This window comes from Microbacterium sp. PM5, assembly GCF_003293595.1.
Taxonomy (GTDB): Bacteria; Actinomycetota; Actinomycetes; order Actinomycetales; family Microbacteriaceae; genus Microbacterium.
In genome coordinates this window covers 1,984,826-2,006,130 of the sequence record NZ_CP022162.1, presented here as the reverse complement: position 1 = coordinate 2,006,130, position 21,305 = coordinate 1,984,826, and the positions used below count along the sequence as shown (strand labels likewise).

At 71.6% G+C, this 21,305-nt stretch carries 19 protein-coding genes; 14 read left to right on the top strand and 5 right to left on the bottom strand.

Features of this window, described 5'->3' with window-relative positions:
* Window positions 1-26 precede the first annotated feature (26 nt).
* Entirely contained in the window at window positions 27-545 is a 519-nt protein-coding gene (locus CEP17_RS09720) for an adenine phosphoribosyltransferase (protein ID WP_036318781.1), read from the top strand.
* On the opposite strand, the gene CEP17_RS09715 is transcribed toward CEP17_RS09720, so the two are convergent.
* Window positions 542-1,600 carry a LacI family DNA-binding transcriptional regulator gene (locus CEP17_RS09715; protein ID WP_112932092.1) on the bottom strand — a complete coding sequence of 353 codons (1,059 nt, stop codon included), beginning with the start codon at window positions 1,598-1,600 and terminating at the stop codon, window positions 542-544. The genes CEP17_RS09720 and CEP17_RS09715 overlap by 4 nt on opposite strands.
* A gap of 129 nt (window positions 1,601-1,729) precedes the next feature.
* Here CEP17_RS09715 and CEP17_RS09710 point away from each other — a divergent pair, with 129 nt between their 5' ends.
* Genes CEP17_RS09710 through CEP17_RS09685 form a run of 6 tightly spaced genes read left to right on the top strand, consistent with a single transcriptional unit; the run spans window position 1,730 to window position 8,804 of the window.
* Window positions 1,730-3,097 carry an extracellular solute-binding protein gene (locus CEP17_RS09710; RefSeq protein WP_239498491.1) on the top strand — a complete coding sequence of 456 codons (1,368 nt, stop codon included), beginning with the start codon at window positions 1,730-1,732 and terminating at the stop codon, window positions 3,095-3,097.
* A 3-nt stretch (window positions 3,098-3,100) separates the two neighbouring features.
* Complete coding sequence (locus CEP17_RS09705) at window positions 3,101-4,060, top strand: sugar ABC transporter permease (protein ID WP_036318793.1); 960 nt, start codon at window positions 3,101-3,103, stop codon at window positions 4,058-4,060.
* Complete coding sequence (locus CEP17_RS09700; RefSeq protein WP_036318796.1) at window positions 4,060-4,884, top strand: carbohydrate ABC transporter permease; 825 nt, start codon at window positions 4,060-4,062, stop codon at window positions 4,882-4,884. The genes CEP17_RS09705 and CEP17_RS09700 overlap by 1 nt, the downstream gene beginning before the upstream one ends.
* Complete coding sequence (locus CEP17_RS09695; protein WP_112932091.1) at window positions 4,881-5,840, top strand: alpha/beta hydrolase fold domain-containing protein; 960 nt, start codon at window positions 4,881-4,883, stop codon at window positions 5,838-5,840. The genes CEP17_RS09700 and CEP17_RS09695 overlap by 4 nt, the downstream gene beginning before the upstream one ends.
* A 35-nt stretch (window positions 5,841-5,875) precedes the next feature.
* On the top strand, window positions 5,876-7,369 hold the full coding sequence (gtfA, locus tag CEP17_RS09690) for a sucrose phosphorylase (protein ID WP_112932090.1): 1,494 nt from the start codon (window positions 5,876-5,878) through the stop codon (window positions 7,367-7,369).
* Window positions 7,370-7,415: 46 nt separating this feature from the next.
* Entirely contained in the window at window positions 7,416-8,804 is a 1,389-nt protein-coding gene (locus CEP17_RS09685) for a chromosome partitioning protein (RefSeq protein ID WP_112932089.1), read from the top strand.
* 105 nt (window positions 8,805-8,909) lie between these two features.
* Here CEP17_RS09685 and hpxO read toward each other — a convergent pair whose 3' ends face one another.
* The 4 genes from hpxO to CEP17_RS09665 all read right to left on the bottom strand — a co-directional run bounded on the left by hpxO (window position 8,910) and on the right by CEP17_RS09665 (window position 11,782).
* Window positions 8,910-10,100: an FAD-dependent urate hydroxylase HpxO gene (gene hpxO, locus CEP17_RS09680; protein WP_112932088.1), complete on the bottom strand. Its 1,191-nt coding sequence runs from the start codon at window positions 10,098-10,100 to the stop codon at window positions 8,910-8,912.
* Between the two features lie 232 nt (window positions 10,101-10,332).
* Window positions 10,333-10,653 (bottom strand): hydroxyisourate hydrolase, encoded by a 321-nt coding sequence (uraH, locus tag CEP17_RS09675; protein ID WP_112932087.1) that lies wholly within the window; start codon window positions 10,651-10,653, stop codon window positions 10,333-10,335.
* The gene (gene uraD / locus CEP17_RS09670) at window positions 10,650-11,144 is read right to left on the bottom strand and encodes a 2-oxo-4-hydroxy-4-carboxy-5-ureidoimidazoline decarboxylase (RefSeq protein ID WP_239498490.1); all 495 of its coding nucleotides are present in this window, start codon (window positions 11,142-11,144) and stop codon (window positions 10,650-10,652) included. The genes uraH and uraD overlap by 4 nt, the downstream gene beginning before the upstream one ends.
* 11 nt (window positions 11,145-11,155) lie before the next feature.
* A complete protein-coding gene (locus CEP17_RS09665; RefSeq protein ID WP_112932085.1) occupies window positions 11,156-11,782 on the bottom strand; it encodes a cupin domain-containing protein in 627 nt (208 codons plus the stop codon).
* Between the two features lie 221 nt (window positions 11,783-12,003).
* Between CEP17_RS09665 and CEP17_RS09660 the strand changes: the two genes are divergently transcribed.
* Genes CEP17_RS09660 through CEP17_RS09630 form a run of 7 tightly spaced genes read left to right on the top strand, consistent with a single transcriptional unit; the run spans window position 12,004 to window position 21,216 of the window.
* Window positions 12,004-13,674: an NCS1 family nucleobase:cation symporter-1 gene (locus CEP17_RS09660; RefSeq protein WP_112932084.1), complete on the top strand. Its 1,671-nt coding sequence runs from the start codon at window positions 12,004-12,006 to the stop codon at window positions 13,672-13,674.
* Entirely contained in the window at window positions 13,671-14,504 is an 834-nt protein-coding gene (locus tag CEP17_RS09655) for an aspartate/glutamate racemase family protein (protein WP_112932083.1), read from the top strand. The genes CEP17_RS09660 and CEP17_RS09655 overlap by 4 nt, the downstream gene beginning before the upstream one ends.
* Window positions 14,492-15,922, top strand: a complete 1,431-nt coding sequence (gene allB / locus CEP17_RS09650; protein WP_112932082.1) for an allantoinase AllB — start codon at window positions 14,492-14,494, stop codon at window positions 15,920-15,922. The genes CEP17_RS09655 and allB overlap by 13 nt, the downstream gene beginning before the upstream one ends.
* Window positions 15,919-17,028 carry an acetamidase/formamidase family protein gene (locus CEP17_RS09645; protein WP_112932081.1) on the top strand — a complete coding sequence of 370 codons (1,110 nt, stop codon included), beginning with the start codon at window positions 15,919-15,921 and terminating at the stop codon, window positions 17,026-17,028. The genes allB and CEP17_RS09645 overlap by 4 nt, the downstream gene beginning before the upstream one ends.
* Window positions 17,025-18,608: an AtzH-like domain-containing protein gene (locus tag CEP17_RS09640; RefSeq protein ID WP_239498489.1), complete on the top strand. Its 1,584-nt coding sequence runs from the start codon at window positions 17,025-17,027 to the stop codon at window positions 18,606-18,608. Before CEP17_RS09645 ends, CEP17_RS09640 begins: the two co-directional genes overlap by 4 nt.
* A complete protein-coding gene (locus CEP17_RS09635; protein WP_112932080.1) occupies window positions 18,605-19,906 on the top strand; it encodes an alanine--glyoxylate aminotransferase family protein in 1,302 nt (433 codons plus the stop codon). The genes CEP17_RS09640 and CEP17_RS09635 overlap by 4 nt, the downstream gene beginning before the upstream one ends.
* The gene (locus tag CEP17_RS09630) at window positions 19,903-21,216 is read left to right on the top strand and encodes a Zn-dependent hydrolase (RefSeq protein WP_112932079.1); all 1,314 of its coding nucleotides are present in this window, start codon (window positions 19,903-19,905) and stop codon (window positions 21,214-21,216) included. Before CEP17_RS09635 ends, CEP17_RS09630 begins: the two co-directional genes overlap by 4 nt.
* Window positions 21,217-21,305: the final 89 nt, after the last annotated feature.

Below are 21,305 nucleotides of genomic sequence, written 5' to 3'. Positions count from 1 at the left end.
CGTCCGGCGGCGGCTAGCCTTGACCGGTGACTTCCGAGGCCCTCGCCCACGCCGAATCGCTCATCGCCGGCATCCCCGACTTCCCGCAGCCGGGCGTGCTGTTCCGCGACATCTCCCCGCTGCTCGCCGACGCGCGGGCGCTGCGCACCGTCGTGGATGCCGTGATCGAACCGTTCGTCGGGCAGTTCGACGTCGTCGCAGGCGTCGAGGCGCGTGGGTTCATGCTGGCCGGCGCCGTCGCGATCGCGGCGGGTGTGGGCATGGCCCCGATCCGCAAGGCGGGCAAGCTGCCGCGGCCCGCGGCATCCGTGTCGTATGCCCTCGAGTACGGCACGGCCGAGATCGAGATGAGCGACGACCTCGCAGCCGGAACGCGCGTGCTGCTGGTCGACGACATCCTCGCCACGGGCGGCACCCTGCGTGCGGGCCAGCACCTGCTCGACGAGCTCGGGCTGCAGCTGGCGGGGACGGCGGTGCTGATGGAGCTCGTCGAGCTTCAGGGGCGCGCGGTGTGCGGCCCGGTCCATTCCGTCTTCCGGGTCTAAGTCCGGTCGGCGACCGAGGCGCGCATCCGCAACGGCAGCGGAACCAGGTGCGCCGGGGGAGCGGATGATCCGTCCGTCGCGGCACCGCGCTCGATCAGGTCGATGAGTTCGTCCGCGGCGGCGCGGCCGAGCGCGCGCTGCGGGAAGGCGAAGGTCGTCAGGCCCGGCCGCAGCCAGCGGGCGAACGACGTGTCGTCGAACGAGAGCACCGAGACGTCTTCGGGCACACGCACCCCGCGCTCCTGGAGCGCCTGGTAGGCGCCCATCGCCAGGCGGTCGTTGAAGCACAGGAGCGCATCGACCTCGGCGCCACTGTCGAGCACCTCCGACACGAGACGAAAGCCCTCCGGCGGCAGCCACTGCACCGTCGGACGAGCCGACACGATCTGCTGCCCCGTCTCGGCGAACACGGCGAGGGCGCCGCGCAGGCGTTGGGCGGCGGCGAGGCCGAAGGGGTGCGCGGTGGCCGGGTCGTCACCGACGCCGATCAGATGGATGCGCCGGTGCCCGCTGTCCACGAGCAGGCGCGCGGCGTCGGCACCGGCCGCGACCTCGTCCGGCAGCACGCGCACGTAGTCGGCGTCGTCGGTCGGCTCGATGTTCAGCAGCACGGTCGGCATGCGGGTCGCCTCCACAGGGATAGCGCGCGCGTGGGTCATCATCGTGGCCAGCACCACCCCGTCGACCTGCCGGTCGAACATCGCGTCGAGCAGGTCGCGCTCCAGATGCGCGTCACCGGCCGTCTCGCCGACGAAGACCATATAGCCGCGGGCACGTGCCGCCTCGATCGCGCCGCGGATCATCTCTCCGGCCAGTTGCGACGAGGCCACCGAGTCGGAGACGAACCCCAGCGTGCGCGTCGTCCCGGTGCGCAGCCCCGTCGACAGTGCGTTGGGGCGGTAGCCGAGACGGCGTGCCGCGTCGCGCACGCGTTCCTGCGCCGTCGCCGAGATCCGCAGCTCGTCGGCTCGCCCCGCGAGCACGAGCGATGCCGTGGATGCCGCCACTCCGGCCTCCTTGGCCACCTGCGACAGAGTCACGCGCGTGCGCGCCATCGGATCCCCCTTCCGGTCGGACGTCCCTCCGCGATGAGGGGTTGCGCCGACCGATATCTGCTAGTACGTTTTAGCACGCGAGCTGAATCGGTATAGCAGCAAGTATCCTCCTCGCACCGAGAAAACTGCATGGAAAGGCAGACAACGATGTCGAACACGAAGCGCATGCGCGGCTGGGCGGTTCTCGCCACGACCGTGACCGCGGGCCTTGCCCTCACCGCCTGTGCCCCTCCCGGAGCCGACACCTCCGGCACCCAGGCGCCGACCGGTGCCGTGACCCTCAGCTGCGGTACCGACCCGGTCACCCTCAGCGCCTACGTCGAAACCGGCTTCCCGCTGTTCAACGACCTCACCGCGGAGTTCACGAAGCAGTTCCCGAACGTGACCTTCAACACCCGCGAAGACCAGTTCGCGGTCATCACGCAGAACGCGCCCCGCGTGCTCGTCGACTCTCCGCCGGACATCATGCGCCTGCCCACCATCGTCGACCTGGTGAACGACAAGCTGCTGTACAACCTCGACGCCTACGCGACCGGCTACGGCTGGGACAAGTGGCCGTCGTCGCAGCTCGAGCAGCTGCGGGTCAACGACCAGGGTCAGCGCGGCGACGGTTCGCTGTACGCGATGGGGGTCAACTACTCCGTCACCGGTGTCTTCTACAACAAGAAGCTCGCCGCACAGATCGGCATGACCTCCGCGCCCACGACGCTGGCCGAGCTCGACGCCGACCTGCAGAAGGCGAAGGATGCCGGCATCACCCCGATCGCGCAGTTCAACGGCGGCGCGACCGGTGGCCTCGCCTTCCCGCTGCAGGCGCTGATGGCCAGCTACGGCAAGCCGAGCACGATCAACGACTGGATCTTCCTCAAGGACGGCGCCACGATCGACACCCCGGAGAACGTCAAGGCCGCCGAGCACCTCGACTCCTGGATCAAGGCGGGATACTTCGCCGACGACGCGAACTCGATGGACTACTCGCAGATGATCAGCCGGTTCACCAGCGGGCAGAGCCTGTTCATCTTCGACGGCGACTGGGAGTCGGGCAACTTCGACACCCAGATGCCGGGCGACGTGGGCTTCTTCCTCGCTCCGCCGCTGGAGGCCGGCGGGCAGAACGGTGCCATGTCGGCCCCGCTGACGTACGGTGTGTCGGCCAAGGCCGCTCACCCCGACTGCGCGGCGTTCTTCTTCAACTGGGTCGCCACCAACGAGACGGCCCGCACGATCGCCGTCGAGAAGGGCGGCTCGCACCCCATGGGACCGGCCGACGCCTTCATGCCCGCCGTCAAGGACGGCACGGTGACGGCGGAGACGCTCGCCGCCGGTGCGCAGCTGTCGCAGAACAACGGGTCGATGGACTTCATCGCCAACGCCACCGGCTCGATCTACGCGAAGAGCCTCACGCCCAACCTGCAGGAGCTGTTCGCCGGCAAGCAGACCCCCGCCGGCCTGCTCACCCAGGTGCAGACCGACTACCTGAGCAGCAAGAAGGGCTGATCCATGAGCACGTCCACGCGGCCCGGGGAGACCCGGGCCGCGCGGGACCGTGCGACGGCGACCCGCGACCATCGCCCGCGCCGCGCGCGATGGTCGCGGGAGGCTGTCGTCGGTCTCGCGCTCGTCGCCCCCGCGCTGGCCTTCTACGCGCTGTTCGTCCTCGTGCCGCTCGGCTCGACCGTGCAGTACTCCTTCTACAACTGGAACGGCGTCACCACCGCGACCTGGGCCGGCATCGACAACTACGTGCGTATCTTCACCGACGCGCAGCTGCTCGGTCCCATCGTCAACGCGCTGACCCTCATCCTCTACTTCTCGATCATCCCGGTGACGGTCGGCCTCATCGCCGCGGCCCTCATCCGCAAGCTCGGAGGCAGCCGCCTCGCATCGGTGTCGCGCACCGTCCTGTTCCTCCCGCAGGTCATCCCGCTGGTCGCGGCGGGCATCATGTGGACCTGGCTGCTGGCCGCCGACGGCGCGATCAACCAGTTCCTCACGGCGATCGGCCTCGGCGGCATCACCCGCGCGTGGCTCGGCGACTTCGACACGGCGCTGCCGGCCGTCGGCGTCATCGGTGCGTGGGTGTCGCTGGGCCTCTGCATGCTGCTGCTGCTCGCGGGCATGACCAAGATCGATCCCGCCCTGTACGAGGCCGCTCGTATCGACGGTGCGGGGCCCATCCGTGAGTTCTTCACGGTCACGCTGCCCGCCATCCGTCAGGAACTCGGCGTCGCGGTACTGATCACCGTGATCGGGGCCCTGCGCAGCTTCGACATCATCTACATCTCGACGCAGGGCGGGCCCGGCCGCAGCACCATGGTGCCCGGGCTCGAGATCTACTACCTCGCCTTCTTCGAGCGCCAGGTCGGACAGGCCTCCGCACTCGCGGTCGTGCTGACCGTGCTCGTGCTCGCCGTCGTGCTGCCGCTGAACAAGCTCACCCGCGGAAAGGACGAGAGCTGATGAAGACCTCCGCCGTCGAGGTGTGGTCCGGCCGCCTCCTGCTCATCGTCGTCATGGCGCTGACGATCATCCCGTTCATCTCGCTGTTCGTCACCGCGCTGCACGCCCCGGGCACCTATCCCGCCGGTCTGTCGTGGCCCGACGAGCCGCACTGGGACAACTTCGCACTCGCGTTCCAGTCCGCCGACATGCTCAAGATGCTCGGCTCGAGCATGCTCATCGAGCTCGGCGTCGTTCCCGTGAGCCTTCTGGTGGCGACCCTCGCGGGCTTCGCCCTCGGTCACTTGAAGGTGCCCTTCTCGCGTACCCTCTTCGTCGTCTTCGTGCTCGGTCTGACGCTGCCCATCGAGGGCATCATCGTGCCGATCTACTACCAGATCCGCAGCTACGGCCTGCTCAACACCCAGTGGGCCATCGTCCTCCCGCTGATCGGTCTGTTCATGCCGTTCGCCGTCATGTGGATGCGCGCGCACTTCGTCAACATGCCGCACGAGCTCACCGAGGCCGCGCGGACCGACGGCGCCACCACCTGGCAGCTGTTCTGGCGCATCCACGTGCCCCTGTCGGGCCCGGCGATCTCGTCGCTCGCGATCCTGCTGTTCCTGTGGACCTGGAACCAGTTCCTGCTCGCGATCGTTCTCGTCGACGACCCCACGAAGCGCACGATGGCCGGTGCTCTCGGCGCGTTCCAGGGGCAGTGGGGAACCGACATCCCGCTGCTGTGTGCGGGCTCGATCCTCATCCTGCTGCCCACGCTGATCGTGTTCCTGGTGTTCCAGCGGCAGTTCGTCGCGGCGCTGCTCCAGGGCGCGGTGAAGGGATGAGCTCCACCGCCCGGCCGCCACTCGACCCGGGGGTCGCGCGCGCGTTCGACGAACTCGACGACATCGTCGTGTCCATCACCGCCGACGACGTCCCTCGTCTGCGACGCAACGCCGCGCCGGCGACCGAGGCCGAGCTGACCGCCCACGGCGCCTTCGTCCGCACGCTGCACACGGTGGGCGTCGGCTCCTCGGCCGTGCCGGTCGTCGTCAGCGTGCCGGTCGAGGCGTGCCGGCCCGTGCCGGTGCTGCTGCACCTGCACGGCGGCGGGCTCGTCTCCGGCGACGCCGACTCCGAGATGCCCGCCCTCATCGCGCTGGCCGATCGTGTGGGCTGCGCTGTCGTGTCGGTCGAGTACCGCCTCGCCCCCGAGCATCCGTACCCCGCGGCGCTCGAGGACGCGATGGCGGCGCTGCGCTGGGTGAGCGGACCGGAGGCCCCGGCCGCGCTCGATCGCGAGCGCATCGTGGTGACCGGCGTCAGCGCCGGCGCCGGCCTGGCCGCCGCGCTCGCGCTCTACTCCCGCGACCACAGCGGGCCGCGGCCCCTGGGCCTGCTCCTGCAGGCGCCGATGCTCGACCATCGCTCCAGCTCTCCCTCGGCGAAGCAGATGGCCGGTCATGGATCCTGGGACCGCGCTGCCAACGAGGTGGCCTGGGCGGCCTACCTCGGCGACGACGACCGCGATGCTCCGGTGTCGCCGTACGCGTCCGCCGCTCTCGCGGCCGATCTGAGCGATCTGCCGCCCGTGTTCATCGACGTCGGTTCGGCGGAGACCTTCCGCGACGAGTGCGTCGCCTTCGCCGACGCCATCTGGCGCGCGGGCGGAGACGCGGAGCTGCACGTGTGGCCCGGGGGAACGCATGCCTTCGACCTCATGGCCCCGTGGCTGCCGATCTCCCGCGACGCCCGCCGCGCGCGTCGGGCGTGGCTGCGCCGCATCCTCCGCCGAGCGTGATCTGCGCGGCATCCTGATCTCTGGAAGGACCTCTCATGAACAGCACGCCCCCGCAGCTGATCACCTACGTCGACCGCCTCGCCGGCACCGTCACCGGTGTGCGCGACCTGCTCGAGACGCGCCTCGCCGGGATGTTCGGCGGCATCCACCTGCTGCCGTACTTCACCCCGTTCGACGGAGCCGACGCCGGCTTCGATCCCAGCGATCACACCCGCATCGATCCGCGACTGGGCACCTGGGACGACGTCCGCGCCCTGAGCGGCGAGGCCGTGGTCATGAGCGACGTCATCGTCAACCACGTCTCGGCCGAATCGGACGCCTTCCAGGACGTCCGCCGCCGCGGCGACGCCTCGCCCTTCGCGGCGATGTTCCTCACCCTCGACGCGGTGTTCCCCGACGGCGCCCGCGAAGACGACCTCGCCCGGATCTACCGCCCGCGGCCCGGCCTGCCCTTCACGGTGATGGAGCTGGGCGGGCGCAAGCGCCTCGTCTGGACCACTTTCACCGCCGACCAGGTCGACATCGACCTGCGTACGGAGGTGGCATGGGACTATCTCGTCTCGGTCATCGACGCCCTCGCCGGCGCCGGCGTGACCATGCTGCGCCTGGATGCCGTCGGCTACACGGGCAAGGAAGCCGGCACCGACTGCTTCATGACGGCATCCACCGATCGGTACACGCAGCGCATCCTCGCGCTCGCGCACGAGCGCGGCATGCAGGTGCTGCTGGAGGTGCACGGCCACTTCACGCAGCAGATCGACATCGCCCGCAGCGTCGACTACGTCTACGACTTCGCGCTGCCGCCGCTCGTGCTGCACGCGCTGCACGCGCACGACCTCCGCCCGCTCGCGCAGTGGCTCGCCGTGCGCCCGGCGAACACCATCACGGTGCTCGACACCCACGACGGCATCGGCATCGTCGACGTCGGCGAGAGCGACCTCAAGCCCGGGGTTCCGGGGCTGCTCGCGCCCGCGCAGATCGACGCGCTCGTCGAGGCGATCCACGACGCGAGCGGTGGAACGAGCCGGCTCGCCACGGGCGCCGCGGCGTCGAACCTCGACCTCTACCAGGTCAACTGCACCTACTACGACGCGGTCGGTGCCGACGATCGCGCCTACCTGCTGGCGCGGCTGATCCAGCTGATGGTGCCCGGCATCCCGCAGGTGTACTACGTCGGCCTGTTCGCCGGTCGCAACGACGTCGACCTCCTGCGCGCCACGGGGGTCGGTCGCGACGTCAACCGCCATCACTACACTCCCGACGAGATCGCCGCCGAGCTCGACCGCCCGGTCGTGCGCGCTCTGGGCGAGCTGCTGCGGCTGCGGGCCGCGCATCCGGCCTTCGACGGCGACTTCACCGCCGAGCTGGAAGACGCCACCGGGGTGCTGCGCTGGGTGCATGCGGAGCATCGGGTGGAGCTCGTCTTCGACGTCGCGGCGCGTGCTTTCACGCTCACGGCGACCGGCGCGGATGCCGGGACGGATGCCGAGGTGCGCCGCACCGTGGATGACCTGCTCGCCGCCGGGTGAGGCCCCGCCCCGGCGGCGAGCAGCACCGGATGGGATACTCGGAGGCGTGACTTTCGAACCCACCGTGCTCGTGACTTCGCAGACCGCCGCCGAGATCCACCTCGCCGGTGAGGTCGACGAGGTCTTCGCCTCGACGCAGGAGGGCCTGCGCAGCCGCATCGTCGAGTCGATCCGGCTGATGGCCGCGTCGGCGGGGGAGCCCGTCACGGCGACCGTCGTCGATGGTGCGACGCGGTGGGCGCTCGTGGTCAGCCCGGACGGCAGCTTCACCGAGGCCACCGCGTCCGCGACGGAGGTGGTGGCCGAGCCCGTCTCGGCGGCTGCGCCCGCAGCGGCCCCTATCGCCCCGATCTCCGCCGTGCCCGTCGCGGCGGGTGCGAGCGAGCCCGCTGCGACTTCCGAGCCCTCCCCCGCGACGTCCGCGGTGAGTGCGATCGACGGGCCCCTCCGCAGCGGCGGCACCCGCCGCGAGGGTGCGCAGCGCACCCCGGCCCAGCGGGCCACGCCGACGGTCGACGACCTGCTCAACTCTCGCGCCGACCGCGCGCGTCCGCGGGCGACCGAGGGGTGGCGCGGAGCGATCCGTCGCCTCACCGGCGGCGCGATCTCGCCGCGCCCGGGCAAGGCCGAGCAGTCGCGCCTCGACCGCGAGCGACTCGTGCAGCGCCGTCTCGACGCGCCGCGCACGATCGTGGTGCTCAATCCCAAGGGCGGGGCCCACAAGACCACGTCGACGCTGCTGCTGGCGGCGACCTTCGGCACCCAGCGCGGTGGGGCCACGCTCGCCTGGGACAACAACGAGACCCGCGGCACGCTCGGTTGGCGCGCGCAGAACGCGCCGCACCACCGCACGGCCGTCGACCTGCTCGAAGACCTCGACCGCTTCGCCACGCCCGATCGAGCGAGCCTCGCGGCGCTCGACACCTACGTACGCACGCAGGTCGACGCCCGCTTCGACGTGCTCGCCTCGGACGAGGATGCCGCGGCATCCTCCACCATCGACGCGACCGCCTTCGACCGCTTGCACGACGTGCTCTCGCGCTACTACCGCCTGCTCATCGTCGACACCGGCAACAACATGCGCGCCTCGAACTGGGTCGCCGCCGTCGCCGCAGCCGACCAGCTCGTCATCGTCTCGACCGTGCGCGAAGACACCGCAGCCAGCGCCGCATGGCTGCTCGACGGCCTGCGCGAGAAGGGCTTCGACCACAAGATCGACGAGGCCGTCACGATCCTGGCGGCGCCGTCCGCCAAGCCCGATCGCAAGCTCGCCGAGCGCCTCGAGCGCCACTTCTCGCAGGTCACGGCCGAGGTCGTGCACGTGCCCTTCGATGCGGCGCTCGTCGACGGCGGTCCGATCGACTTCGATGCCCTGTCGCCAGAGACCCGCGATGCGTGGCTCACGGTCGCGGCATCCATCGCCCGCCGCCTCTGACGCCGCGCCCTCGCGGGCCGGCCCGCCCTGCCCAGGTGCGCGCACCCGAACGGCAAGGCTCTCGCCCTGACGCGCCGACGGGGTGGGGCGGATGCCGCGGCGCACTCAGTCCGCGAGCAGACCGCCGCCGAGGTTGACGGGGCTGTCTTCGATGTTGCCGACGATGCCGCGGATGATGCCGGCGCCGTCGGTGCCGCGGAGGCTCTCGTACCAGGCGTCGGTGACGGCCGGGTCGAACGCGTGCGTCTCCCACCCGCGCTTTCGCGCCCGCAGCACCAGCTCGCCCGCCCGTTCGACGCGCATGGCGGCGTACCGGCGGAGGGTGTCGGCGACGCTCAGCGTGTTGGTGGCGAACGCGATGCCGAGCGCGAACGCGTCTTCGAGCGCTGAGCACGCCCCCTGGCCGATGTCGGGGGAGGTGTTGTGCGCCGCGTCGCCGAGGATCGCGACCCGGCCCTTCGTCCAGGTGTCGAACGGGGTGATGTCCCAGATCTCGACGCGGTTGAGCGAGGCGGCCGGATCGATCGCGTCGAGCAGCTCCTGCACCCCGGGTGCCCAGTCGCCGAACGCCTCGCGCAGCGGCGCGAGGTCGCCGCGATCGTACGCGAGTCCCGAGGGCTGCGGGATGTCGAACCAGAAGTAGAAGCGGTCGCCGGCGATCGGCATGACCGCGGCGCGCTTGCCCTCGGCGACATACGTCGTCCAGGCCGTGGCGCGCCCGATGGTTTCCGAGACCGGCACGAGTCCGTTGAAGTTCGTGTACCCCGAGTACTCGCGCGCGATCGGCGGCGCGCCCTCGGGCTGCACATAATCGCGGACGATCGAGCGGGCGCCGTCCGCGCCGATGAGCATATCGGCGGTGTCGGTCGTGCCGTCGGCGAACGTGGCGGTCACGCGCGTGCCGTCGTCGGCGATGCCGGTGAGCTTCTTGCCGAGGTGGATGCCGTCGAGTCCGAACCGCTCCATGAGCAGCGCCTGCAGGTCGGCGCGGGCGACGGGGTACGGCTTCTGACCGGTCTGGGTGGTGACGGGTGCGAGCGAGAAGTCGCACATCGTCTCGCCGGTGTGGCCGTCGAGATAGACCATGTCGGCCATGTCGCCGCCCAGGGCTGCGACCTCGGCGCCGAGTCCGAGCCAGTTGAGCACCTTCACGCCGTTCGACCACAGCGACAGCGCCGCTCCCACCGGGCGGTTCTCGCGCATCTGGTCGTAGATGACGACCTCGTGCCCGAGCCGCTGCAGCGCGATGCCCGCGCTCGTTCCTCCGACACCCGCTCCGACGACGATGACCTTCATGCCCGCCACGCTACGGATGCCGTGTCACCGCAACGTTTCCCCGGCGTAACCGCCGGCGCCCTCCCACCCGCCCCCCGCGCCCGGGGGCCCCGCACGCTCGGCCCCGGCCCGCCGCCGCCCGCGAGACACGCGCTGCGCACCGAGACACCGGTGCCCAGCGCGTGTCTCGGTGCGGGGACGGTGTCTCGCGGTTCCACGGGCCGCGCCCGGCCCGTGGCCGCCCCGCGCCGGGTCAGCTGCCGCGGTAGGTGGAGTAGGCGAACGGGCTGAGCAGCAGGGGCACGTGATAGTGACGGGTGTCGGCGACGGTGAAGGCCACCGTGACCGACGGATAGAACGTCTCGGTGCCGCGGGCTGCGAAGTACGGCGCGGTCGCGAACACGAGCGCGTAGGTGCCCCGGGGCAGCTCGTCGGGTCCGAGGGCGAGACGCCCGTCGGCATCCGTCCGCCCGCTCGCGACGGCGACTCCGTCGGCGTCGAGGAGCTTCACGTCGACGCCGGATGCCGGGGCTCCGGCCGCGCCGTCGAGCACATGCGTGGTGAGGTGGGTCATGCGATCGTCGCCTCCAGCCGCAGCAGCGCGATCTCGCGCAGCTGGTCGAGGGCCTCGGCGGCCTCGGTCTCGTCGTCGTTGCCGAGGCGGCGCTCGAGCTCGTCGCGCATCTGCTCGGGCGTGCGTCCGGCCGCGCGGATGAGGAAGACGCGGCCGAAGCGTTCCTCGTAGGCGGCGTTGCCGTCGGCGATCGCGGTCGCCGTCGCGGCCGCGGCCGACGACATCGACGCCTGTTCGCGGCGCGACGCCTCGGCGTCGGCTCCCGCGCCGCGCGGCTTCTCGCCGATGCGCGGGTGGTGGGCGAGGGCGGTGTCGAGCTCGGTGCGCGTCCAGGTGCGCGCGAGGGCGTCCGCCCGGGCGATCAGCGCGTCGCGCGTTCCGTAGGGACGCCCCGCGACGACGGCGTCGACCCAGGCGGGGACGGCGGCCCAGACGCCGACGGTGGATGCCGCGGCATCCACCGGGAGCGCGTCGAACGCGTCGATGCTCATCTCGGCGACCATCAGTGGGCTCCGTGCACGACGAGCCAGCGGGCGACGACCGGTTCGCCGGACGTGTTGTGCAGTCGGTGCGGACGCGAGCACGGGTAGCTGATCGCGTCGCCGGGGCGCAGGACAACGCGTTCGTCATCGAAGTCGACGGTCAGCTCGCCCGAGACGACCGTGCCGACTTCGTAGCCTTCGTGACGGAAGAGCCCGGCATCGCTGTGGGCGGTCGCGCCGGGCGGGTAGGTCGACTCGAAGTAGTCGACGCCGGGAGTCGGCACCGGAGAGATGCGGCGGAAGGTCACGCCGTCTTCCAGCACGATCGTGGTGTCGTGCTCGGCGCGCCGCAGTCCGAAGCTCGTCGGTGTGGCCGGCGCCTGCGATCCGGAAGGGTCGAAGACCGACGTCAGCGGAACGTCGAGCTCGTCGGTGATCGCGATCAGGCGCGAGACGCTCGGCTGCATCACGCCGCGCTCGATCTGCGACACCGCACTGGGCGAGATGCCGAGTCGACGTGCAAGGTCGCGCGCCGACATGCCACGGGCGACCCGCAGCGCGCGCAGCCGCTCACCGACGCCCTCGGTCGCACTGTCGGCGCGATCGGCATCGAGCTCCGGCGGATCGACGGCGGGGGCGCGGGTCATGTCGCGATCGTATCGGGCGCGGATGCCGAGCGGGCGCCGCTCCGGTCGGGGTTCACGCGTTCGTCACATGTGAAGGTCCAACTTCACACAGCCGTTACATGAGCGAAATCGCGCGCGCAGCGTGAAGCAATAACTTCACATTACGCACCACCCAGGCCACGGACTCCATGTCGCGGTCCGCCCCACCTCCGTCACTGCCTCGGAACCCCTGGAAGGTACCCATGACCTCTCTGACCCCAACATCGACCCCGCCGTCGACCGGTGTCTACGACATCGTCGAAGCCGCCGGCATGCCCACGGGCGCCGGCAACATGAAGCCGCAGTACGACGAGCGTCTCGCCAACGAGGACCTCGCGCCGCTGCGCAAGCAGAAGTGGAGCGCGTACAACATCTTCGCGTTCTGGATGAGCGACGTGCACTCCGTCGGCGGTTACGTCACCGCCGGCTCGCTGTTCGCGCTGGGCCTGCAGAGCTGGCAGGTGCTGATCGCGCTGCTGGTGGGCATCGTCATCGTGCAGTACTTCGCCAATCTCGTCGCCAAGCCCAGCCAGAAGACGGGGGTGCCGTATCCCGTCGTCAACCGCGCGATCTTCGGCATCCGCGGGGCGAACATCCCCGCCATCATCCGCGGACTGATCGCCATCGCCTGGTACGGCGTGCAGACGTTCCTGGCCGCCGAGTCGCTGAACATCGTGTTCCTGAAGTTCGTGCCCGGCTCGGCCGCCCTGCTCGACGTGTCGTTCCTGGGGCTGTCGGCTCTCGGCTGGATCTCCTACGGCATCCTGTGGGTGGCGCAGTTCCTGCTGTTCTGGAACGGCATGGAGGTCATCCGCCGCTTCATCGACTTCGCGGGCCCGGCCGTCTACGTCGTGATGATCGCGCTCGCCGTCTACCTCGTGTCGCAGGCCGGCTGGCAGAACATCTCGTTCAACCTGTCGACCAAGCAGTTGGACTTCTGGTCGTCGATCCCCGTGATGTGCGCCGCGATCGCGCTGGTCGTGTCGTACTTCTCCGGCCCGATGCTCAACTTCGGCGACTTCGCCCGCTACGGCAAGAGCTTCGCGGCGGTCAAGCGCGGCAACTTCTGGGGTCTGCCGATCAACTTCCTGTTCTTCTCGCTGCTGACGGTGATCACCGCCTCGGCGACCGTGCCCGTGTTCGGTCAGCTCATCACCGACCCGATCAAGACGGTGGAGGCCATCGACGGCTGGTTCGCGATCCTGCTCGGCGGACTCACGTTCGTCACCGCGACGGTGGGCATCAACATCGTCGCGAACTTCATCTCGCCGGCGTTCGACTTCTCCAACGTCGCTCCGAAGAAGATCTCGTGGCGCGCCGGCGGCATGATCGCCGCGGTGGGATCCGTCTTCCTGACCCCCTGGAACTGGTACTCCAACGACGACGCCATCCACTACACGCTGGGCCTGCTCGGCGCGCTCATCGGTCCGCTGTTCGGCATCCTCATCGCCGGCTACTACGTCGCCGGACGCCAGCGCATCAAGACCGACGCCATGTTCACGATGGACCCGACCGGCCCCTACTGGTACCGCCGCGGTTTCAACCCGAACGCGATGAAGGCGCTGCTGGTCGCCGGCATCCCCGCGGTGTTCCTCGGGGTCTTCCCGAAGCTGTTCGCCGACATGGGACTGTTCGACATCTCGTGGGTCAGCGACTACAGCTGGTTCATCGGCTGCGGCCTGGGCTACGCCGCGTTCGCGCTCTTCGAGCGCATCGACCCCCGGGTGCCGACGTTCGACGGCGAGAGCGACGGCGTCTCCGACGGCACGATCGACGGTGCCGCGGCGACCGCGGCCGCCGAGCCGCCCGCCATCTCGGCCGAGATCCCCGTGGCCGCCGCCACCGGCACGACAGCGGGATCCGGCGCTCCGTGAGGATCCTCCTGATCAACCCCAACACGTCCCGGGCGATGACCGCGACCGTTGCGGCCGCCGCCCGGGAGGTGTCGGGTGCGGATGTCGAGATCGCCGCCGTGTGTCCCGATCCCGGTCGGGGGCCGGCGGCGGTGGAGAGCCATGTCGACGAGGTGGCTGCGGCCGCCGCCGTCGTGGAGCTGATCCGCGCCGATCTGGCCACCGGCGGCAGCGACGCCTACGTCATCGCCTGTTTCGGCGACCCCGGTCTCGACGCGGCCCGCGAACTCGTCGACGTGCCGGTGATCGGCATCGCGGAGGCCGCCATGCACGTGGCGGCGATCGCCGGGCGTCGCTTCGCGATCGTGACGACCCTCGGGCGCACGCTCGGTCGGGCCCGCGACCTCGTCGCCCGCTACGGCATGGAGCGCGCCTGCGCGCAGTACCGCGCGGTGGAGATCCCCGTGCTCGACCTCGAGGAGCCGGACGAGCAGACCCTGGCCCGCATCGAACGGGAGTGCCGCGCCGCGCTCGATCCCCCGGGGAGCGGGGCGGCCGGTGACCCGGTCGATGCGATCGTGCTGGGCTGCGCCGGCATGGCCGACCTCTGCGCGCGACTGTCGGCCCGTGTCGATGCTCCCGTCATCGACGGGGTCGCCGCCGCCGTGGGCCTCGCGATCGGCATGGCCCGCATGGGCGTGCGCACCGGCTCTCGGGGCGAGTATGCGCCGCCGCCGGTGCGGAAACACCCGCGAAACGACGCCTGGGTAGCGTCGGAAGTGCGTGCGGGCGACGCGATGACGTCGCTTACGCAACCGACGGTGAGAGAGGCGATGCTGTGGCAGACGTGAGCGTGATCCGGGCCGAGCGCGCCTGGATCGAGGGGGCCTTCCGGCCCGCCGAGGTGCGGATCGTCGACGGCGTGATCGCCGAGGTCGCGGCGCCCGAGGACCTCGCGGGGGTGGATGCCGCGGCATCCGCCGACGTCGTCGTGCTCGGCGCCGACGAGGTGCTGCTGCCGGGACTCGTCGACTCGCACGTGCACCTCGACGAGCCGGGGCGCACCGACTGGGAGGGCTTCGCGACCGGCACCGCCGCGGCCGCGGCGGGCGGCATCACGACGCTGTTCGACATGCCGCTCAACTCGGTACCCGTCACCACGACGCCCGCGGCGCTCGCCGCCAAGCGGTCGGCGGCGGTCGGCAAGCTCGCGGTCGACATCGGCTACTGGGGCGGCGCCGTGCCCGAGAACCTCGGAAGCCTGGCCGCGCTCGCTGCCGCCGGCGTCGTCGGTTTCAAGTGCTTCCTCGTGCCGAGCGGCATCGATGAGTTCGGTCACCTCGACCGCGCCGGCCTGCACGCCGCGCTCACCGAGATCGCCGCCTTCGACGGCCTGCTCATCGCGCACGCCGAAGACGAGGCGCACCTGCACGAGGCCGCCGTCGAGGTCGGCGCGGGCCCGGCGGGCGAACTCGGACGTCACTACGACACGTTCCTGCGCAGCCGGCCCCCGGTCAGCGAGGAGGCGGCGATCGCCGCCGTCATCGATGCGGCCCGCGCCACCGGGGCCCGGGCTCACATCGTGCACGTCGCCGACGGGCAGGCGCTCGACGCCGTGCGCGCGGCGAAGGCCGACGGCATCCGCCTCACGGTCGAGACCTGCCCGCACTACCTCACGCTGTCGGCCGAAGAGGTTCCCGACGGCGCGAGCGCGTTCAAGTGCTGCCCGCCCATCCGCGATCGCGCCAACCAGGACCTGCTGTGGGAGGGCGTACTCGACGGCACGATCGACGCCATCGTCAGCGACCACTCGCCCGCCACCCTCGCGCTGAAGACCGCCGGCGGCGGCGACTTCGGGCTGGCGTGGGGAGGCATCGCGGGCGTGCAGACCGGGTTCGCCAGCGTCTGGACCGAGGCGGCGCGCCGCGGCATCCCGCTGGAGAGCCTGCTGCCGCTGTTCACGACCGGCCCGGCCCGCATCGCCGGGATGCCGGGCCTCGGCGTCATCGCACCGGGCGTGCGGGCGAACCTCACCGTCTTCGCGCCGGAGCGGTCGTGGACCGTCGACGCGCACCGTCTGCTCTACCGGCACAAGCTGTCGCCGTGGGACGGGCGCGATATGCGGGGCGGCGTCGTCACCACCGTGGTCGGCGGCACCGTCGTGTACCGGGCGGGCGACGACGACGTGCGGGCCCGGCCGGGAATCGAACTGCTGACCGACGGGGCGGATGCCGTCGCCGACACGATGCGCGAGGGAGCGACATCATGACCGAGACCATCGAGATCCTGCAGCCCGGATCGGGCCGCATCGCCGGGGAGCACTACCTCGCGGCATCCCCCGAGACGGTGCTCTGGGGGCGGCTGCCGTGCGCCGTCGACGCGCCGGTGCTGACGATCGCCGCCGGTGAGACGGTGACGATCGACACCGTCAGTCACGAGGGGATCCTGCCCGATCAGGGCCAGGACCCCCTCGGGTATTTCACCGGTCACGGCGTTCCCGCCGCGCACGTGCTGACCGACGCGATCGAGATCGCCGCCACGGTGGCCCGCGACGCCATCGCCGACGGACCGCACGTCGTGACGGGGCCGATCTTCGTCGAGGGTGCCGAGGTCGGCGATCTGCTGAAGATCACCGTCGTCGATCTCGCGGCGCGCGTGCCGTACGGGGTCATCTCCAACAGGCACGGCAAGGGCGCGCTCGTCGGGGTCCTGCCGCGCGGGCCCGAGAACGTCAGCGTGTTCACGCCGGTGTCGGACGGCCGCGGCATCCTGCCCCTGATCGACGGGGGCGAGCGCGTCGTGCGATTCCCGCTCGCGCCGTTCCTCGGCACGATGGGCGTCGCCGTCGCGGGCGACGAGCGCCCCCACTCGGTGCCCCCGGGCGCGCACGGCGGCAACATCGACATCAACCTGCTCGTGGAAGGTTCGGTGCTGTACCTGCCGGTGCAGGTGGCCGGCGCGCTGGCGTACGTCGGCGACCCGCACTTCGCGCAGGGCGACGGCGAGGTCGCGCTGACAGCACTCGAGGCATCGCTGCGCGCGACGCTGCGCTTCGACGTGGTGCCGCGCGCGGAGGCGCTCGCCTCGTTCGGGGAGGTGACTGGCCCGCTCGTTCGCACCGACGAGTACCTCGTGCCGACGGGGCTCGACGTCGACCTCGACGAGGCGATGCGCAAGGCCGTGCGGGCCGCGCTGGATCTGCTGCAGGCGCGCTACGGCATGGCCGAGCACCTGGCCTACGCGTACCTGTCGGCCGCCACGGACTTCGACATCTCGCAGGTCGTCGACATCGTCTGCGGCGTGCACGCGCGCATCCGCGAGTCGGACTTCGCGGCCGTCCGCCCCGCCTGGCTGACCGGCGAGGACGCCTCGTGACCGCGCCTCCGACCATGCCCGACGCGCTGCGCGCGGCGTTCGAGGCGTACGAGCGGGCGATCCTGTCCAACGACCTCGACGCCCTGGATGCCGCGTTCGCTCCCGGTGAGCGCACGCTGCGCGGCGACGGCGCGGGGCTGCTGGTCGGACACGACGCGATCAGCGCGTTCCGCGGCGCCCGCGGCGGGGTGTCGGCCCGCACCATCGAGCGGGTCGAGTACCGGCCGCTCGCCGAGGGGGTCGCGCTCATCGTCGCCGTCTCCCGGTTCGCTGCCGGCGGCACCGGTCTGCAGACACAGGTGTGGCAGCTGATCGACGGGCGGTGGCTCATCACGGCTGCGCACGTCACTCCGCGCTCCGCGGCGTTCGACCGCTCGATCTGGCGCACCGTCGGCGACCCGCTGTATCAGGGCGCCTGGGACGGACCGCTCGCCGGCCTCACCGTCGCGGTGAAGGACCTCTTCGCGATCAAGGGCTATCGCATCGGCGCGGGAAACCCGACCTACCTCGACTCCGCCCGCGCCGAGACCACCAGCGCCCCCGCGGTGGGCGACCTGTTGCGCGGTGGGGCGTCGCTGCGCGGCATCGCGCGCACCGACGAGTTCGCGTACTCGATCGCGGGCGACAACGCGCACTACGGCACCCCGCCGAACGCCGCCGTGCCGGGGGCGCTTCCGGGTGGCTCGTCGAGCGGCCCGGCATCCGCCGTCGCGCTCGGGCAGGCCGACGTCGCCCTCGCGACCGACACCGCCGGGTCGGTGCGCGTGCCGGCGTCGTACCAGGGCCTGTGGGGCCTGCGGACGACGCACGACCTCGTTCCTCGGCAGGGGCTGCTGCCGCTCGCGCAGAGCTTCGACACCGTCGGCTGGCTCGCCCGCGACGGTGCTACGCTGCAGGCGGTCGCGGACTGGTGTCTCAGCTACGACGGGTCGGACTCGACCGCCTCCGTCTTCGGGGCCTCGGCCGACGACCTGCCCTGGCGGTTCCGGGTTCCGATCGAAGCACTCGCCGCCGCCGAGCCGGCCACCCGCGCGGCCTTCGAGGCGATGCTCGCGGCATCCGCTCTGCCCGTCGAGGAGGTCTCGCTCGGCGACCTCGACGACTACCTCGTGCCGTTTCGCACCGTGCAGGGGGCGGAGGCCTGGCGCAACAACGGGGAGTGGCTGCGCGCGCACCCCGGCTCGACCGGACCTGCCGTGGCCGAGCGCTTCCGCGCCGCTGCCGCGGTCACCGCCGCCGACGAGTCCGCGGCGCGCGCGGCCCTGGCCCCCCGGCGCGACGCCCTGCACGCGCTCGTCCGCGACGCCGTGCTGCTGCTGCCGACCGTGCCCGGTCCGGCGCCGTCGCGCACGGCCACCGGCGCCGAGGTGGATGCCGTGCGCACGAACACCCTGCGCCTGACGACGCCGGCCGCCGTGGGCGGCCTTCCCGCGCTGTCGGCCCCGCTGCTGACCATCGCCGCCGCGGGCGGCGCCGCCCCGGTCGGCGTCAGCCTGATCTCGCGCGCCGGCACCGACATCGCGCTCGTGCGCCTCGGCCGCGCCCTCCACGCCCGCATCACCGAAACGGAACCCGTATGAGCACCGACACCCTCCCCGGCCAGATCGCCCCGCCCGCGCGGCTGCTGATGGGCCCCGGCCCCATCTCGGCCTACCCGAGCGTGCTGACCGCCATGTCGGCGCCGCTGGTCGGTCAGTACGACCCCTTCATGACGGCGACGATGACCGAGACCCAGCAGCTGTATCGCGGGGTGTGGAGCACCCGCAACGACGCGACCCTGCTCGTCGACGGCACGAGCCGTGCCGGCATTGAGGCGGCGATCGTCTCGCTCGTGAAGCCGGGCGACCGGGTGCTGGTCCCCGTGTTCGGCCGCTTCGGGCACCTGCTGGCCGAGATCGCCGAGCGGGCGCTCGCCGAGGTGCACACCATCGAGACCGATTGGGGTCAGGTGTTCCCGGCATCCGTCATCGAGGAGGCGATCGCCCGGGTGAAGCCGAACCTCCTCGCCCTCGTACAGGGCGATACATCCACCACCATGCTGCAGCCGCTGGACGAGGTCGGCGAGATCTGCCGCCGCCACGGCGTGCTGTTCTACACCGACGCCACCGCGTCGCTGGGCGGCAACGCCTTCGAGGCCGACGCGTGGGGGCTGGATGCCGCGACCGCCGGACTGCAGAAGTGCCTGGGCGGTCCGAGTGGATCGTCGCCGATCACGCTCAGTGACCGGGCCGTGGAGGTGATCCGCTCGCGCACCAAGGTCGAGGCGGGCATCCGTGAGCCCGGCGACGAGTCGTCGGCCGACTTCGTGCGCTCGAACTACTTCGACCTGGGGCAGATCCTCGACTATTGGGGTCCGCGCCGGCTCAACCACCACACCGAGGCGACGAGCATGCTCTACGGGGCGCGCGAGTGTGCCCGGCTGCTGCTGCTCGAAGGCCGCGACGCGGTCATCGCCCGCCACGAGCTTGCCGGCCGTGCGATGCTCGCGGGCGTCGAGGCGCTCGGCCTCGTCGTCTTCGGCGACGTCGCCCACAAGATGAGCAACGTCGTCGCCGTCGAGATCCCCGAAGGGGTGCCCGGGGATGCCGCGCGATCGGCGCTGCTGGACGACTTCGGCATCGAGATCGGGACGTCGTTCGGACCGCTGCACGGCAAGGTGTGGCGCATCGGCACGATGGGCTACAACGCCCGGAAGGATGCCGTGCTCACGACCCTCGCGGCCCTCGAGAGCGTGCTGCGCCGCTTCGGCGCGGCGGTTCCGGCCGGTGGCGGCGTCGAGGCCGCGGCCGACGTGTTCGCCGCCGCCTCCGGGGCCCTCCACGCGCCGCGCACCGGCGCCGCCGTGCCCGCCTCGATCGTCCCCGCGGAGAAGGCGTGAGTTCGGCATCCCTCCTGCGGGCCGCGCCCGACGTCGTCGCCGCGGCCGCGCGCCGCGTGATGGCGCGGTGCGAGGAGCTCGCGCGGGTGAGCGCGGACGCGGCATCCATCGAGCGGGTCTACCTCTCGCCCGAGCACGCGCGCGTCAACCGGCTGGCGGCCGAGTGGATGCGCGAGCTGGGCATGCGCACGTGGCAGGATGCCGCGGGCAACCAGGTCGGGCGCATCGGTGATCCGGCCGCTCCCGCGCTCATGCTCGGCTCGCACCTGGACACGGTCCTCGACGCGGGCCGCTACGACGGCATCGCCGGTGTGCTGATGGCGTTGGAGGTGGTGCGTCTGCTGCGCGTGCCAGTGGGTCGTGACGGCGACGCGGGCGGAGACGGCTGGACCGTTCGGCTGCCGTTCGCGATCGAGGTCGTGGCGTTCTCGGATGAGGAGGGCACCCGCTTCGGCAAGGCGCTGCTCGGTTCGTCCGCGGTCGCCGGCACGTGGAACGACGCCTGGTGGGACCTGACGGATGCCGGCGGGGTGAGCCTGCGCCGCGCATTCCTCGAGTTCGGACTCGACCCGGCGCGCGTCGGCGAGGCCGCGCGGCGGCCGGATGAGCTCGTCGGCTATCTCGAGGCGCACATCGAGCAGGGTCCCGAGCTGGACCGTGCGGGGGAGCCGCTGGCGGTGGTCTCATCGATCGCGTCGGCGCGGCGGTTCCAGCTGGTGGTGGAGGGCGAGGCCCGTCATGCCGGCGGCACGCCCTACGACATGCGTCGCGATGCGCTGCTGGGCGCGAGCGAGGCGGCGCTGGCGGTCGAGCGCATCTGCTCCGCCGAGCACCACATCGTCGGCACCGTTGGACGTTTCGAAGCGTTCCCCGGCGCGGTCAACGTGATTCCCGGCGAAGTGCAGTTCTCCCTCGACCTGCGCGGCGAGTTCGACGGCGAACGCGATCGCGTGTGGGATGCGCTCGCGCGCGAGCTCGACGAGATCATGGGGCGACGGGCGCTGCGGTGGCGATCCCGCGAGGTGCACAGCGCTCCCGCCGTGTTCTGCGCACCCCTCCTGCGGGAGGTGGTGGCCGGCGGCATCCGGGCGACACTGCCGCCCCGGTCGGACGCGCCGCCGGTGATCTTCAGCCGCGCCGGCCACGACGGCATGGCGCTGGGAGCGGTGACAGACGTCGGCATGCTCTTCCTGCGCAACCCCGACGGCGTCAGCCACCACCCCGACGAGTCCGTCTCCGCGGGCGACGTGGCCCACGGCATCCGTGCCCTCGCCGAGGCCGTGCTGTTGCGCGGCACCGAGCGCGTCTGACCTGCTGACGCCGCCCACGCCGCCCCGAGAAACACCTTCCGCGCCGAGAAACCCCCGCTGCGGAGATGTCTCGGCGCGAAAGCGGTTTC

Excerpts from the sequence above, each read along its gene's own strand:
- CEP17_RS09715 (WP_112932092.1), bottom strand. The coding sequence starts at position 1,600 with ATGGCGCGCACGCGCGTGACTCTGTCGCAGGTGGCCAAGGAGGCCGGA.
- CEP17_RS09695 (WP_112932091.1), top strand. The coding sequence starts at position 4,881 with ATGAGCTCCACCGCCCGGCCGCCACTCGACCCGGGGGTCGCGCGCGCG.
- CEP17_RS09660 (WP_112932084.1), top strand. The coding sequence starts at position 12,004 with ATGACCTCTCTGACCCCAACATCGACCCCGCCGTCGACCGGTGTCTAC.
- CEP17_RS09705 (WP_036318793.1), top strand. The coding sequence starts at position 3,101 with ATGAGCACGTCCACGCGGCCCGGGGAGACCCGGGCCGCGCGGGACCGT.
- CEP17_RS09700 (WP_036318796.1), top strand. The coding sequence starts at position 4,060 with ATGAAGACCTCCGCCGTCGAGGTGTGGTCCGGCCGCCTCCTGCTCATC.
- CEP17_RS09665 (WP_112932085.1), bottom strand. The coding sequence starts at position 11,782 with ATGACCCGCGCCCCCGCCGTCGATCCGCCGGAGCTCGATGCCGATCGC.
- uraD (WP_239498490.1), bottom strand. The coding sequence starts at position 11,144 with ATGAGCATCGACGCGTTCGACGCGCTCCCGGTGGATGCCGCGGCATCC.
- uraH (WP_112932087.1), bottom strand. The coding sequence starts at position 10,653 with ATGACCCACCTCACCACGCATGTGCTCGACGGCGCGGCCGGAGCCCCG.
- CEP17_RS09710 (WP_239498491.1), top strand. The coding sequence starts at position 1,730 with ATGGAAAGGCAGACAACGATGTCGAACACGAAGCGCATGCGCGGCTGG.
- hpxO (WP_112932088.1), bottom strand. The coding sequence starts at position 10,100 with ATGAAGGTCATCGTCGTCGGAGCGGGTGTCGGAGGAACGAGCGCGGGC.
- gtfA (WP_112932090.1), top strand. The coding sequence starts at position 5,876 with ATGAACAGCACGCCCCCGCAGCTGATCACCTACGTCGACCGCCTCGCC.
- CEP17_RS09645 (WP_112932081.1), top strand. The coding sequence starts at position 15,919 with ATGACCGAGACCATCGAGATCCTGCAGCCCGGATCGGGCCGCATCGCC.
- CEP17_RS09635 (WP_112932080.1), top strand. The coding sequence starts at position 18,605 with ATGAGCACCGACACCCTCCCCGGCCAGATCGCCCCGCCCGCGCGGCTG.